Source organism: Pseudomonas reinekei, assembly GCF_001945365.1.
Lineage (GTDB): Bacteria > Pseudomonadota > Gammaproteobacteria > Pseudomonadales > Pseudomonadaceae > Aquipseudomonas > Aquipseudomonas reinekei.
This window is the reverse complement of sequence record NZ_MSTQ01000009.1, coordinates 1-14,731: the sequence shown is the minus strand read 5'-3', so window position 1 is coordinate 14,731 and position 14,731 is coordinate 1. Positions and strand designations below refer to the sequence as shown.

At 55.9% G+C, this 14,731-nt stretch carries 13 protein-coding genes; all 13 read left to right on the top strand.

All coding sequences use genetic code 11. From position 1 onward, the window contains the following. Positions 1-197 precede the first annotated feature (197 nt). Entirely contained in the window at positions 198-1,283 is a 1,086-nt protein-coding gene (serC, locus tag BVK86_RS16015) for a 3-phosphoserine/phosphohydroxythreonine transaminase (protein WP_075947348.1), read from the top strand. After that, a complete protein-coding gene (gene pheA, locus BVK86_RS16010) occupies positions 1,283-2,377 on the top strand; it encodes a prephenate dehydratase (RefSeq protein WP_060540878.1) in 1,095 nt (364 codons plus the stop codon). The genes serC and pheA overlap by 1 nt, the downstream gene beginning before the upstream one ends. 13 nt (positions 2,378-2,390) lie before the next feature. Further along, positions 2,391-3,503 carry a histidinol-phosphate transaminase gene (hisC, locus tag BVK86_RS16005; protein WP_075947347.1) on the top strand — a complete coding sequence of 371 codons (1,113 nt, stop codon included), beginning with the start codon at positions 2,391-2,393 and terminating at the stop codon, positions 3,501-3,503. Between the two features lie 28 nt (positions 3,504-3,531). Continuing rightward, complete coding sequence (locus BVK86_RS16000; RefSeq protein WP_231977970.1) at positions 3,532-5,739, top strand: bifunctional prephenate dehydrogenase/3-phosphoshikimate 1-carboxyvinyltransferase; 2,208 nt, start codon at positions 3,532-3,534, stop codon at positions 5,737-5,739. Beyond that, positions 5,736-6,425, top strand: coding sequence for a (d)CMP kinase (gene cmk / locus BVK86_RS15995; protein ID WP_007939921.1), 690 nt, complete (start codon positions 5,736-5,738; stop codon positions 6,423-6,425). Before BVK86_RS16000 ends, cmk begins: the two co-directional genes overlap by 4 nt. 119 nt (positions 6,426-6,544) lie before the next feature. After that, positions 6,545-8,239 (top strand): 30S ribosomal protein S1, encoded by a 1,695-nt coding sequence (rpsA, locus tag BVK86_RS15990; RefSeq protein ID WP_008065216.1) that lies wholly within the window; start codon positions 6,545-6,547, stop codon positions 8,237-8,239. A 216-nt stretch (positions 8,240-8,455) separates the two neighbouring features. Next, the gene (locus BVK86_RS15985; RefSeq protein WP_075947345.1) at positions 8,456-8,734 is read left to right on the top strand and encodes a hypothetical protein; all 279 of its coding nucleotides are present in this window, start codon (positions 8,456-8,458) and stop codon (positions 8,732-8,734) included. Positions 8,735-8,868: 134 nt separating this feature from the next. Next, positions 8,869-9,165, top strand: a complete 297-nt coding sequence (gene ihfB, locus BVK86_RS15980) for an integration host factor subunit beta (protein WP_075947344.1) — start codon at positions 8,869-8,871, stop codon at positions 9,163-9,165. Between the two features lie 27 nt (positions 9,166-9,192). Beyond that, a complete protein-coding gene (locus BVK86_RS15975; protein WP_075947343.1) occupies positions 9,193-9,423 on the top strand; it encodes a lipopolysaccharide assembly protein LapA domain-containing protein in 231 nt (76 codons plus the stop codon). A 393-nt stretch (positions 9,424-9,816) separates the two neighbouring features. Beyond that, a complete protein-coding gene (locus tag BVK86_RS15970) occupies positions 9,817-11,250 on the top strand; it encodes a hypothetical protein (RefSeq protein WP_139315775.1) in 1,434 nt (477 codons plus the stop codon). Between the two features lie 865 nt (positions 11,251-12,115). Next, positions 12,116-13,633 carry an IS21 family transposase gene (gene istA / locus BVK86_RS15955; protein ID WP_075947339.1) on the top strand — a complete coding sequence of 506 codons (1,518 nt, stop codon included), beginning with the start codon at positions 12,116-12,118 and terminating at the stop codon, positions 13,631-13,633. 20 nt (positions 13,634-13,653) lie between these two features. After that, positions 13,654-14,409 carry an IS21-like element ISPsy14 family helper ATPase IstB gene (istB, locus tag BVK86_RS15950; protein ID WP_075947338.1) on the top strand — a complete coding sequence of 252 codons (756 nt, stop codon included), beginning with the start codon at positions 13,654-13,656 and terminating at the stop codon, positions 14,407-14,409. A gap of 79 nt (positions 14,410-14,488) precedes the next feature. Then, positions 14,489-14,731, top strand: a 243-nt coding sequence (gene tnpB / locus BVK86_RS15945; RefSeq protein WP_083659334.1) for an IS66 family insertion sequence element accessory protein TnpB, incomplete at its 3' end; no start/stop codon positions are given.

Below are 14,731 nucleotides of genomic sequence, written 5' to 3'. Positions count from 1 at the left end.
TATGAAATATCGACACCTCTGGAGATCCCTTGTGGGAGCGAGCCTGTTCGCGATGCAGGCGCCACGGTATGTCTGAAGTATCGCGGTGATGCAATCGCGAGCAGGCTCGCTCCCACACATCTGTTTCAGCGGGGACCCGGTGTCGGCTGTTAATGTGATTTATTGCGTGATACCACCAGATCAGAGCGAGATTGGATGTGAGCAAGAGAGCCTATAATTTCTGTGCCGGTCCTGCGGCGCTTCCCGAAGCTGTCCTGCAGCGCGCCCAGGGTGAACTTCTCGACTGGCACGGCAAAGGCCTGTCGGTAATGGAAATGAGCCATCGCAGCGATGAGTTCGTGTCCATTGCCACCAAGGCAGAGCAGGATCTGCGTGATCTGCTCAATATCCCCTCGAACTATAAAGTGCTGTTTCTGCAAGGCGGCGCCAGCCAGCAATTTGCCCAGATTCCGCTGAACCTGCTGCCGGAAAACGGCTCTGCCGACTATATCGACACCGGTATCTGGTCGCAGAAAGCCATCGAAGAAGCTTCGCGTTACGGCCACGTCAACGTTGCCGCGACCGCCAAGCCTTACGACTACTTCGCCATTCCCGGCCAGAACGAATGGAAGCTGTCGAAAGACGCGGCCTACGTTCACTACGCGCCGAACGAAACCATCGGCGGCCTGGAATTCCAGTGGATTCCTGAAACCGGTGATGTGCCACTGGTGGCCGACATGTCCTCGGACATCCTGTCGCGCCCGGTGGATGTTTCCCGTTTCGGCATGATCTACGCCGGCGCGCAGAAAAACATCGGCCCAAGCGGCATCGTGGTCAACATCGTCCGCGAAGACCTGCTGGGTCACGCCCGTTCGCTGTGCCCGACCATGCTCGACTACAAGGTCGCGGCCGATAACGGCTCGATGTACAACACCCCGCCGACCCTGGCCTGGTACCTGTCCGGCCTGGTGTTCGAATGGCTCAAAGAGCAGGGTGGTGTAGAAGCCATTGGCAAGCTCAATGAAGTGAAACAGCGCACGTTGTACGAGTTCATCGACGGCAGCGGCCTGTACAGCAACCCGATCAACAAGACTGACCGCTCGTGGATGAACGTGCCGTTCCGTCTGGCTGACGATCGCCTGGACAAGCCGTTCCTGGCCGGTGCCGACGAACGTGGCCTGCTGAACCTCAAGGGTCACCGTTCCGTGGGCGGCATGCGCGCCTCCATCTATAACGCCGTCGATATCGTTGCGGTCAACGCACTGGTTTCGTACATGGCAGAGTTCGAGAAGGAACACGGCTAATGTCTGAGCAAGAACTCAAGGCACTGCGCGTTCGCATTGATGCGCTGGACACTAAAGTCCTGGAGCTGATCAGTGAGCGTGCGCGTTGCGCCCAGGAAGTCGCGCGAGTAAAGATGGCCTCGCTGGCCGAAGGCGAAGTGCCGGTGTTCTATCGTCCCGAGCGCGAAGCTCAGGTGCTCAAGCGTGTAATGGAGCGCAACCAGGGGCCGCTGGGCAACGAAGAGATGGCGCGGCTGTTCCGCGAAATCATGTCTTCGTGCCTGGCGCTGGAGCAGCCGCTGAAAGTGGCTTACCTCGGCCCCGAGGGCACCTTCACCCAGGCGGCCGCCATGAAGCACTTCGGTCACGCCGTGATCAGCAAGCCGATGGCGGCGATCGACGAAGTGTTCCGTGAAGTGGCGGCCGGCGCGGTGAACTTTGGCGTGGTCCCGGTGGAAAACTCCACCGAAGGCGCGGTCAACCACACCCTCGACAGCTTCCTCGAGCACGACATGGTGATCTGTGGCGAAGTCGAGCTGCGCATCCATCATCACCTGTTGGTCGGTGAAAACACCAAGACTGACAGCATCAGCCGCATCTATTCCCACGCCCAGTCCCTGGCCCAGTGCCGCAAGTGGCTGGACGCCCATTACCCGAATGTCGAGCGCGTGGCGGTGTCCAGCAACGCCGAAGCGGCCAAGCGGGTCAAGGGTGAGTGGAACTCGGCGGCGATTGCCGGCGACATGGCGGCCAGCCTGTACGGGCTGACCCGCCTGGCCGAGAAAATCGAGGACCGTCCGGACAACTCCACGCGCTTCCTCATGATCGGTAATCAGGAAGTGCCGCCGACCGGCGACGACAAAACCTCGATCATCGTTTCCATGAGCAACAAGCCGGGCGCGCTGCACGAGTTGCTGGTGCCGTTCCACGATAACGGCATCGATCTGACGCGCATCGAGACCCGTCCTTCGCGCAGCGGTAAATGGACCTACGTGTTCTTCATCGACTTCGTTGGCCACCACCGCGATCCATTGATCAAAGGTGTGCTGGAAAAGATCAGTCAGGAAGCAGTAGCACTCAAAGTGCTGGGTTCCTACCCGAAAGCAGTTCTCTAAGGGGCGGTAGCAAATGAGTGGCAATTTCCTCGCTCTGGCACAGCCGGGCGTGCAACAACTTTCGCCTTATGTTCCGGGCAAACCCGTGGACGAACTGGCGCGTGAGCTGGATCTCGATCCGGCCAGCATCGTCAAACTGGCGAGCAACGAAAACCCGCTGGGCGCCAGTCCTCAAGCGCTGGCGGCCATCCGCGACGCACTGTCCGAGCTGACCCGTTATCCGGACGGCAACGGTTTCGCGCTCAAATCGCTGTTGGCCGAGCAGTGCCGCGTCGAGCTGAACCAGGTCACGCTGGGCAACGGCTCCAACGACATTCTCGAACTGGTGGCGCGCGCCTACCTGGCGCCGGGCCTCAACGCCGTGTTCAGCGAACACGCGTTCGCGGTTTACCCGATTGCGACCCAGGCGGTCGGCGCCCAGGCCAAGGTCGTTCCGGCCAAGGAGTGGGGGCATGACCTGCCGGCCATGCTCGCTGCCATCGACGCCAATACCCGCGTGGTGTTCATCGCCAACCCGAACAACCCGACCGGGACCTGGTTCGATGCCGAGGCGCTGGACGAATTCCTGCAGGATGTTCCCGAGCACGTGCTGGTCGTGCTGGACGAGGCCTACATCGAGTACGCCGAAGGCAGCGACCTGCCGGATGGTCTGGATTTCCTCGCGGCTTATCCGAACCTGCTGGTCTCGCGTACGTTCTCCAAGGCCTACGGCCTGGCGTCGCTGCGCGTCGGTTATGGCTTGTCCACCGCGGTCGTGGCCGATGTGCTGAACCGTGTACGCCAGCCATTCAACGTCAACAGCCTGGCCCTGGCCGCGGCTTGCGCGGCGTTGAAAGATGAAGAATACCTGGCAGAAAGCCGTCGCCTGAACGAAGCCGGCATGCAGCAACTGGAAGCGGGCTTCCGCGAACTGGGGCTGGGCTGGATTCCGTCCAAAGGCAACTTTATCTGCGTCGATCTCGGTCAGGTCGCGGCTCCGGTGTTCCAGGGCTTGCTGCGTGAAGGCGTGATCGTGCGTCCGGTGGCCAATTACGGCATGCCGAACCACCTGCGCGTGACCATCGGTCTGCCGGCAGAAAACAGCCGCTTCCTTGAGGCGCTGACCAAGGTTCTGGCTCGTGGTTGATGTCACTGCACTGCAATCTGCTGAACCTATGATCGGGCGCCTGGTGGTGGTCGGTCTGGGATTGATCGGCGGTTCGTTTGCCAAGGGTTTGCGCGAAAGTGGCTTGTGTCGCGAAGTGGTCGGGGTCGATCTCGACCCGCAGTCGCGCAAGCTGGCGGTTGAACTGGGTGTGGTGGATCGTTGTGAGGAAGACCTGGCCATTGCTTGCCAGGGCGCCGACGTGATCCAGCTGGCTGTGCCGATTCTCGCCATGGAGAAAATGCTCGGCCGCTTGGCGGGCATGGATCTGGGGCAGGCGGTTCTGACCGATGTCGGCAGCGCCAAGGGCAATGTCGTGCGTGCGGCCACTGAAGCGTTTGGCGGTATGCCGCCGCGTTTCGTGCCGGGGCACCCGATTGCGGGCTCCGAGCAGAGCGGGGTGGAAGCCTCCAATGCCGAGCTGTTCCGTCGTCATAAGGTGATCCTGACGCCGCTGGAGCAGACCGATCCGCAAGCCCTGGCCGTGGTTGATCGTCTGTGGCGCGAACTGGGCGCCGATGTCGAGCACATGCAGGTCGAGCGTCACGACGAAGTGTTGGCGGCCACCAGCCACCTTCCGCACCTGTTGGCGTTCGGTTTGGTCGATTCGTTGGCCAAGCGCAATGAAAATCTTGAGATCTTCCGTTACGCTGCGGGCGGTTTCCGCGATTTCACAAGAATCGCCGGAAGCGACCCGGTCATGTGGCACGACATCTTCCTCGCCAACCGCGAAGCTGTCCTGCGCACACTCGATACATTTCGCAGCGACCTCGACGCCTTGCGCGACGCGGTCGATGCAGGGGATGGGCACCAATTGTTGGGCGTTTTCACTCGCGCCCGGGTTGCCCGCGAGCATTTCAGTAAAATCCTGGCCCGTCGGGCCTATGTGGACGCTATGAATTCCAACGATCTGATTTTCCTGGCTCAACCTGGTGGCCGCCTGTCCGGTCGGATTCGCGTACCAGGTGACAAATCGATTTCCCACCGTTCGATCATGCTCGGCTCCCTGGCCGAAGGCGTCACCGAAGTCGAAGGCTTCCTCGAGGGCGAAGACGCCCTGGCGACCTTGCAGGCGTTCCGTGACATGGGCGTGGTCATTGAAGGCCCGCACCATGGTCGCGTGACCATTCATGGTGTCGGCCTGCACGGCCTGAAACCTGCGCCGGGCCCGATCTATCTGGGCAACTCCGGCACTTCGATGCGCCTGCTGTCCGGCCTGCTGGCCGCGCAGGACTTCGACAGCACCCTGACCGGTGACGCTTCGCTGTCCAAGCGCCCGATGAATCGCGTGGCCAATCCACTGCGTGAAATGGGCGCCGTGATCGAAACCGCCGCCGAAGGCCGTCCGCCGATGGTCATCCGCGGTGGCAACAAGCTCAAAGGCCTGACTTACACCATGCCGATGGCCAGTGCCCAGGTTAAATCCTGCCTGCTGCTGGCAGGGCTGTATGCCGAAGGCAAGACCACCGTTACCGAGCCGGCACCGACCCGCGATCACACCGAGCGCATGCTGCGTGGCTTCGGTTACCCGGTCACCGTCAATGGCGCGACGGCCTCCGTCGAGTCCGGCGGCAAGCTGACGGCGACCCACATTGAAGTGCCGGGCGATATCTCGTCGTCGGCGTTCTTCCTGGTGGCCGCGTCGATCGCTGAAGGTTCGGAGCTGGTGCTCGAGCACGTCGGCATCAACCCGACCCGTACCGGGGTCATCGACATCCTGCGTCTGATGGGCGCCGACATCACCCTGGAAAACCAGCGTGAAGTGGGCGGCGAGCCAGTCGCTGACCTGCGCGTACGTGCGGCTAAACTCAAAGGTATCGAGATTCCGGAAGCGCTGGTGCCATTGGCGATCGACGAATTCCCGGTGCTGTTCGTGGCGGCGGCCTGCGCTGAAGGGCGCACCGTGCTGACCGGCGCCGAAGAGCTGCGGGTCAAGGAGTCGGACCGTATCCAGGTCATGGCCGATGGTCTGCTCGCCCTGGGCGTCAAGTGCGAACCCACTCCGGACGGCATCATTATCGACGGCGGCCAGATTGGCGGCGGCGAAGTGCATGGTCACGGCGACCACCGGATTGCCATGGCATTCAGCGTGGCTTCGCTGCGTGCGACCGCGCCGATCCGCATCCATGATTGCGCCAACGTCGCGACGTCGTTCCCGAACTTCCTGGCGCTGTGCGCACAGGTCGGCATCCGCGTTGCCCAAGAGGCTCAGTCGTGATCAGCATTGCACCGGTCATCACCATCGATGGGCCTAGCGGCTCCGGCAAGGGTACGGTAGCCGGGATTCTGGCCAAGCGTCTGGGCTGGAATCTGCTGGATTCCGGTGCGCTTTATCGGCTGCTGGCATTTGCCGCGCATAACCACGGCGTTGATCTGACCAATGAAGAGCTGCTGAAAAAACTTGCCGCTCATCTGGATGTTCAGTTCATCGCGGCGACCGACGGTCAGCTGCAACGCATCATTCTGGAAGGCGACGAAGTCAGCGATGTGATCCGCACGGAAAGCGTCGGCTCCGGCGCCTCCCAGGTGGCTGCATTGCCCGCCGTGCGCGAGGCGCTGCTGCAGCGCCAGCGCGCATTCCAGGAAGCGCCGGGCCTGGTGGCCGACGGGCGTGACATGGGCACGGTGGTTTTTCCGGACGCGCCGCTGAAGATTTTCCTGACCGCCAGTGCCGAGGAGCGTGCGCGCCGTCGATACTTGCAGTTGAAGGGCAAAGTCGATGGTGTTAGTCTGTCGAGTCTGCTAGATGAGATACGTGCACGCGATGAGCGTGATACCCAGCGAGCGGTAGCCCCGCTCAAGCCGGCGGCTGACGCCATACAGCTGGATTCCACGGAATTATCCATCGATCAGGTGCTGGAACGCATCATGAGCGAGATCGCCATTCGCGATATCGCCGGGTGACCAAGAAGGCCGCAGGGGACCAGTCATAGTCCTGCGACGCTTCTTTTAAATGAAACTAACCCACACCGTCTGGGGTGTGGAGATGGGCGTATTCTTCGCCCTCATCAACAGGAATTAAAATGAGCGAAAGCTTTGCGGAACTCTTTGAAGAAAGCCTAAAAACCCTGAACCTTCAGGCAGGCTCCATCATCACCGGTGTTATCGTTGATATCGATTACCAAGCTCGCTGGGTAACCGTTCACGCTGGCCTGAAGTCTGAAGCACTCATCCCGCTTGAGCAGTTCTACAACGACGCTGGCGATCTGACTATCAATGTCGGTGACGAAGTTCACGTTGCTCTGGACTCGGTTGAAGACGGCTTTGGTGAAACCAAGCTGTCCCGTGAAAAAGCCAAGCGCGCTGAATGCTGGATTGTTCTGGAAGCAGCCTTCGCAGCCGAAGAAGTGGTCAAGGGCGTTATCAACGGTAAGGTTAAAGGCGGCTTCACTGTCGACGTTAACGGCATCCGTGCGTTCCTGCCAGGTTCTCTGGTTGACGTCCGTCCAGTGCGCGACACCACGCACCTGGAAGGCAAAGAGCTGGAATTCAAGGTCATCAAGCTGGACCAGAAGCGCAACAACGTTGTCGTTTCCCGTCGTAGCGTCCTGGAAGCCGAGAACTCCGCCGAGCGCGAAGCTCTGCTGGAATCCCTGCAGGAAGGCCAACAAGTCAAAGGTATCGTCAAGAACCTCACCGATTACGGCGCATTCGTCGATCTGGGTGGCGTCGATGGCCTGCTGCACATTACCGACATGGCTTGGAAGCGTATCAAGCATCCTTCCGAAATCGTCAACGTTGGCGACGAGATCGATGTCAAGGTTCTGAAGTACGATCGCGAACGCAATCGTGTTTCCCTGGGCCTGAAGCAACTGGGCGAAGATCCATGGGTTGCTATCAAAGCCCGTTACCCAGAAAGCACTCGCGTTACCGCTCGTGTAACCAACCTGACCGACTACGGCTGCTTCGCTGAGCTGGAAGAAGGCGTTGAAGGTCTGGTACACGTTTCCGAAATGGACTGGACCAACAAGAACATCCACCCTTCGAAAGTCGTACAAGTCGGCGACGAAGTGGAAGTTATGGTTCTGGACATCGACGAAGAGCGTCGTCGTATCTCCCTGGGCATCAAGCAGTGCAAATCTAACCCATGGGAAGATTTCTCTGGCCAGTTCAACAAGGGCGATAAAATCTCCGGCACCATCAAGTCGATCACCGATTTCGGTATCTTCATTGGTCTGGACGGCGGCATCGACGGTCTGGTTCACCTGTCCGACATCTCCTGGAACGAAGTGGGCGAAGAAGCCGTACGCCGTTTCAAGAAGGGTGACGAGCTGGACACCGTTATCCTGTCGGTTGACCCAGAGCGTGAGCGCATCTCCCTGGGCATCAAGCAACTGGAAAGCGATCCGTTCTCCGAGTACGTTCAAGAGAACGACAAAGGCGCAATCGTTAAGGGCATCGTGAAAGAAGTTGACGCTAAAGGCGCCATCATCACTCTGGCCGACGATATCGAAGCGACTCTGAAAGCCTCCGAAATCAGCCGTGACCGCGTTGAAGACGCACGCAACGTTCTGAAAGAAGGCGAAGAAGTAGAAGCCAAGATCATCAGCGTTGATCGCAAGAGCCGCGTAATCCAGCTCTCGATCAAGTCGAAAGACGTTGAAGACGAGAAAGAAGCCATCCAGAGCCTGCGCGACAAGCCAGTAGCTGGTGACGCTCCAGTAGCCACCACCCTGGGTGACCTGCTGCGTGCTGCACAAGCGGAAAAACAGAACTAAGTTCTGACTTTCTGTAGAAAAAGGGCGACTTCGGTCGCCCTTTTTCGTGCCTGGAATTTGGTGCTTCAGAGGCTCGTCCCGGCGGCTGCTGTAATGGCGTGAAACAAATGCCCTTCCTGGGATGTCTCTTTCTTTAACGGGATCAATCGTTTATTTGCAGCTAGTCTTATTCAAAAGCGAATCACGCTCGGCAGGGTGCCTGGCATAAGGAAGTGAATGAACAAGCTCATTGTCGCAATCGCATTACTGACGCTGGCGGGTTGCACCACTAATGCCAAGACCCATGCGGTACGTGGGGTCAGCGGTATTGAGGTCGATTGTTCGGGGTTGGGTTCAGGCTGGGAGAAGTGCCACAAGCGCGCAGCGAGGGAGTGCAAGGGCGCCGGCTATAAAGTCGTAGTCAGGTCAGATGACGCAAAGGAAGAGGACGAATTCCCGTTCGGCTTCAATCCCGCGGGCTACCTGACACGAACCATGCTGGTGATTTGCAGGTGAGGCAGTAATTGGCAGTGGAACCGACATTGTGTGATGCGTGAAAAGATGTCAAAACCCGGGCTGTTCAAATCCACGCGGGCATGCTAAAACCTCTGGAGCGATTTTCCTAGCTGCTTGAAAAAGAAGGGAAAAATATGACGAAGTCGGAGTTGATCGAACGAATTGTCACCCATCAAGGGCTGCTCTCATCAAAAGATGTGGAGCTGGCCATCAAGACCATGCTTGAGCAAATGTCCCAATGTCTGGCCACCGGTGATCGGATTGAGATTCGGGGGTTTGGTAGCTTTTCTCTTCATTACCGTGCGCCGCGGGTTGGGCGCAATCCCAAGACCGGGCAGTCCGTTAGCCTCGACGGTAAGTTTGTGCCGCATTTTAAGCCAGGTAAAGAGCTGAGAGATCGGGTGAATGAGGATGAGGAGCTTGGCATTTGATAGTCGCTACGATTTAAGGAGACGCTGATGCGTAATATCAGGCGCGTAATACTCGCGATATTTGTTCTGCTGCTGGTTTTAGCGATTCTGGTCTTTGTTCTAGAAAATCAACAATCGGTCTCACTTCTGTTTCTTGGGGGGGCTGCACCAGAATTACCTTTATCTGTAGTCGCGATGACGGCTCTATTGGTAGGAATGATTATTGGCCCTTTGATTTTATGGTTCGCCGGCGCTAATTCGCAACGGCGGCGCAAATGATTTAACGCAGTCTCAATGATAAGAGCCCGGTGCTCACCTGTGATTGAAAGAAAGTTGAATATATATTTTTGTCATTTGATACATTCAATTTTGATAACAGCTTAATAGGATTTTATTTGTATTTTTAATAATTTAAATGGAATCAGTGTTTTTTATAATCTGCTTAGGTTTCCTAGGTCGAGTCGTATTGGGTAGGCTTTTTCAGGCTTCAAAATGGTAATAAAAATGATGAAAAGTAGAAGGCATAATTTTTACATTGGTTCACCTTATGTGAAGTATATAATTTTGATTTTTGTTGTTTTTTCTTACCTTTCATACGTAATACCCTTGGTTCATAGTTATTATAATTCGACAAATTTTATTTATGTTAATGCATGGGACGAAGAAACGTACTTGAGTTATCAAGGTGCGTTAGGTGCAATGAAGGTTCCGGGGTATTGGTTTTCTTCTTCACTTGTATATGTCCTGCAAAATTTTGGTTTCAGTGGTGCAAATATAAATTTGATATTTGACTGCTTTCTTATGCCGATTTTGTTTTTTGGATTGGTTTATACGATTGTTCGCTTTGATATTGGCTTTTACAGAGCGTTATTTTTTTCTGTTCTTATAGTTTTTTCCCCAATACTTTTTAACTTCGGTAACCCGCTTATTAACGCTATTTTTAAGAGGGAGTATGGTTTGTTTGGGTTTGGATTCGAACCTTATCAATCAATATTGCGAACGCCTGAGCCACAGATGTCCTTTATTTTAGTTGTACTCGCATCTGCTTTTTATGCAAGGACAAAAAAAATATCAGGTCTTCTTGTTGTTCTGCCTTTTTTGTATTTTTACGTTGCAGTTGTTTACGTATATACACTTATCGCTGCTTATTTTATTAGGTTGCCCGGGTTTTATAAGGGTGGCCATAAACTGACTCGAATAGTTTTGGCTTGCTTAGCTTCTTATTTTTTGATTTCTATTGGTTTCTCCATACTTGATTTTATATTTTTTTCGAAAGATTTGTTTATTGTTGGCTTTGCTAATATGTATGTTAGAACTCATTTGCCTATAGTTCCTATTGCTGGCGTATTTGGTGCGTCGCTATTAGTAATTCAGCTATTTTTATCCAAAAGAATCCCAAGGATACAATCGGGCGCCAATGAGTTTCAGTTGTTTTTGGTGCTGTCTATCTTTTTTGTTTCTAATATACATGTTTTTTCAGGGGTCATGCTTTCATATAAGAACTACATGGATTATGGGGTTGGTTTTTTAGGAGGCGTAAGTTTGATTGTTTTTTTGCAGTTTTTACTTGTAAACAGGGTTTTTGGTGGGGTTCTAGTCTCGACACTGTTTGGATGTTTGATATTGTGCCTTACATTAAATGCTTACGGATTCAGTTTTAAAGATGGTGAATATAATTTTTTTAGAGGCTTGCAGTTTAAAACTGCAGAAGAATATCGGCATGCATCTCAAAATCCAATGTCAGTTATCGTAACTGATAGTGATCTATCGGCAAAGCTGCCATATTCTGTAGCGAAAGCGGGAATTCCGTTATTTTCTTATCAGTACAATTTTCCAGTAGTGGCGAGGGGGTGTGAATCAATCCTTGTCAAAATGCAGGAAGCAATAGATTTCCTGCAAATAAATAGACCTGATGTATATAAGTCTAAGAGAGATTATTTTATGCGTTCAATTGAGGTTTTTTCTGGAAGAAATATTGTCGCGCTAAACTCTCAATCAAATACTGAGGAATCGATTTTTTGTAAGAGCTTGAACTCAAAAAAACCATTTGAGGTTCTTGAGAGTGATTTTAGAGACGACGGCTGGCAGAGGATAAAGATATGGTAGGGGTTGGTTTGCTTCTAGTAACTAACTCATGATATTCGTGAAGTGTAACTGTCTATCTATAGGTGAAGCTGAGTTCCGCTGACTCACCAGATACTGATTGTTTTGCGACTTTTAAAGTAGCAATAAGTGATCACAGTTCTTTAGGTTGATTGTGTATGCTTGCTGCTCGGAACCCCTTGGGCCTCTGGTACGGGTAACAAGCGGTGCACTTCGGTATCCAGTCGATGTTGAGGTTTTCGTCCGTCATAAAAGGTGTTTGCGCGTTAGCGATCTCCATCAACCAAGGGTCGATCTTGTTGGTCGCGACCTCAATGTTCGACAGCAAGTTTAACTGGTCAAGTGACGCGGCCAGCGGCACTACGAAAGTGTTCTTCAGGAAGTGAATGAAGCGCTCGAGCTTGCTCTTGGTCTATACCCGATAAGGCCGACCGGCTTTCGGTGTGACGCTATAGCACTCTGCTAAATCTAATAGCGCGGGATTCCAGCAGTACTGACGTAAGCGCTCCATGAACCCCACATTCAAAGCCGCCACCTGATCCCCGATGCTGTGCTCTCGATTCCTTTCCGGAGCCAGCACCTCATGATGCGTCCCGACGCAAAAGTCGAAAAAGTCTATCTCTACCCCAAACCCGTCGACTTCCGAAAATCCATCGATGGCCTCGCTGGGGATTCCATGACCATCCGGACAGCCATTCCACCAACATCCGGACACTGATTCCACGTTGATCCGGACACTCATTCCACAAGCATCCGGACACCGATTCCACGGCCATCCGGACACTTTCAGGCAGGCAGCGACGCAGGAATATTCACTACCATCGGCCTCTTTTATCGAAGCGAAGAGGTCGTCGTGGAGCGTTTATCCATGCGTAAAATCCGAGAGGTACTACGCCTAAAGTTCGACGCCGGCCTGTCCGTGCGCAAGATCGCCAAAAGTTTATCCATTGGCCATTCGAGTGCGAGAGACTACCTTTGCCGGTTCGCTGCCAACGGGCTTCAGTGGCCCATCGATCTCTCAGATGCCGAGCTGAATCGACGTCTTTTTCCGCCGGCAGTACCACCCGCGCCAAGCGACCAACGTCCGACGCCGGACTGGGCTCATGTCCACGCCGAGTTACGCCGTCCCGGCGTCACCCTGGCCCTGCTCTGGCAAGAGTACCGACTCGCCCATCCGCAAGGCTTCCAGTACAGCTGGTTCTGCGAGCACTACCGGCTCTGGGCGGCCAAGGTCGACGTGGTCATGCGCCAGGAACATCGCGCCGGCGAAAAACTTTTCGTCGACTACGCCGGCCAGACCGTGCCGGTCATCGACCGGCAGACCGGCGAGATCCGCCAGACGCAGATCTTCGTCGCCGTCCTCGGCGCGTCCAGCTACACCTTCGCCGAGGCCACCTGGTCGCAGAAACTGCCCGACTGGCTGGGCTCGCACGTGCGCTGCTTCGCCTTTCTCGGCGGTACATCGCAGATCCTGATACCGGATAATCTGCGCAGCGGCGTCACCAAAGCGCTTCGCTACGAGCCCGACATCAACCCCAGTTACCGCGACCTGGCCGAGCATTACAGCGTGGCCGTGCTGCCTGCCAGATCTCGCAAACCTCGGGACAAAGCCAAGGTCGAAGTCGGCGTGCAAGTGGTCGAGCGCTGGATCCTGGCGGTGCTGCGCAACCGCCAGTTCTTCTCGCTGGGCGAACTCAACACAGCCATCGGACTCCTGCTGGATCACCTCAATCAGAAGCCCTTCAAGAAGCTGCCCGGCTCACGATGGTCAGCCTTCGAGGCCCTTGACCGGCCGGCGCTGCAAGCGCTGCCGGAACACCCTTACATCTACGCCGAGTGGAAAAAGGTACGGGTGCACATCGACTACCACGTCGAAGTCGACGGCCATTTTTACTCCGTGCCGTACCAACTGGTGAAACACCAACTCGAAGTACGCCTGACCGCACAGACCGTCGAGTGCTTCCACGCCAACCAGCGCGTGGCCAGCCATCTGCGCTCGTCACACAAAGGCCGCCACACCACCCAGATCGAGCACATGCCCAAGAGCCACCGCGAACACGCCGAGTGGACACCGCAACGGCTGATCCGCTGGGCCGAGCAAACCGGGCCGAACACCGCTGGCGTCATCGCCTACATCCTCGAACGCCGAATCCATCCGCAGCACGGCTTCCGCGCCTGCCTGGGCATCCTGCGCCTGGGCAAACAGCACGGCGAAGAGCGGCTGGAAGCCGCTTGCCAGCGTGCGCTGGCACTGGGCGCATGCAGTTACAAGAGCCTCGAATCGATCCTGCGCCAAGGGCTGGAGCGGCTGCCGCTGGCCCAGCAAAACCTCCCGTTACTGCCTGAAGAGCATATCAATCTGCGTGGCCCTGGCTACTACCACTGACCTGAAAAAGGAGCACGAACATGCTGCCTAATCCGACACTCGATAAGCTACAAACCCTGCGACTGCACGGCATGATCAAGGCGCTTGGCGAACAACACGCAACGCCCGACATCAACGATCTCAGCTTCGACGAACGCCTCGGCCTGATGGTCGACCGCGAGCTGACCGAGCGCGAAGATGCACGCCTGACGACTCGCCTCAAAGCCGCACGACTGCGCCATAACGCCTGCCTGGAAGACATCGATTACCGCAGCCCCCGTGGCCTGGACAAGGCGCTGATCCTGCAACTGGGCAGCGGCCAGTGGCTGCGCTACGGCCTGAACCTGATCATCGGCGGCCCAACCGGCGTGGGCAAAACCTGGCTCGCCTGCGCGCTGGCCCACAACGCCTGCCGGGACGGTTACCGCGTGCGCTACCTGCGCCTGCCGCGCTTGATGGAGGAGTTGGGCCTGGCCCACGGCGACGGCCGCTTCGCCAAACTGATGGCGGGTTATGCCAAGACCGACTTGCTGATCCTGGACGACTGGGGCCTGGCGCCGTTTACCGCTGCGCAACGGCGCGACATGCTCGAACTGCTGGATGATCGTTACGGCAACCGCTCGACACTGGTGACCAGCCAGATGCCGGTGGACAAATGGCATGCGCTGATCGGTGATCCGACCTTGGGCGATGCGATCCTCGACCGGCTGGTGCACAACGCTTACCGGATCGAACTGAAGGGCGAATCGATGCGCAGGCGCGCAACGAAATTGACGACGGCAGGGACTTCAGACTAACAATGCAAACCTGCGTCGCTGCGCTCCGACTGCCTGTCCGAATGAGCGTGGAACGAGTGTCCGGATGTTCGTGGGCTGAGTGTCCGGATGGCGTGGAATCCGCAGCCTCGCCGCTCTGGTCGAACTGGACATTAAGGTCGCGGTGTTTGACCCGGTACTTTTCGTGTTCCTCAACAAGCCTCGAAACCGAGTGAGAATTTTGTATTGGGAGCGTAACGGTTTTTGCCTTTGGCTAAAGCGGCTGGAGTCCGAGCGCTTCAAGACATCGCCGGATTTTTCGGATGAAGCCATCGTTCTGACGGTTCAAGAACTCAACTGGTTA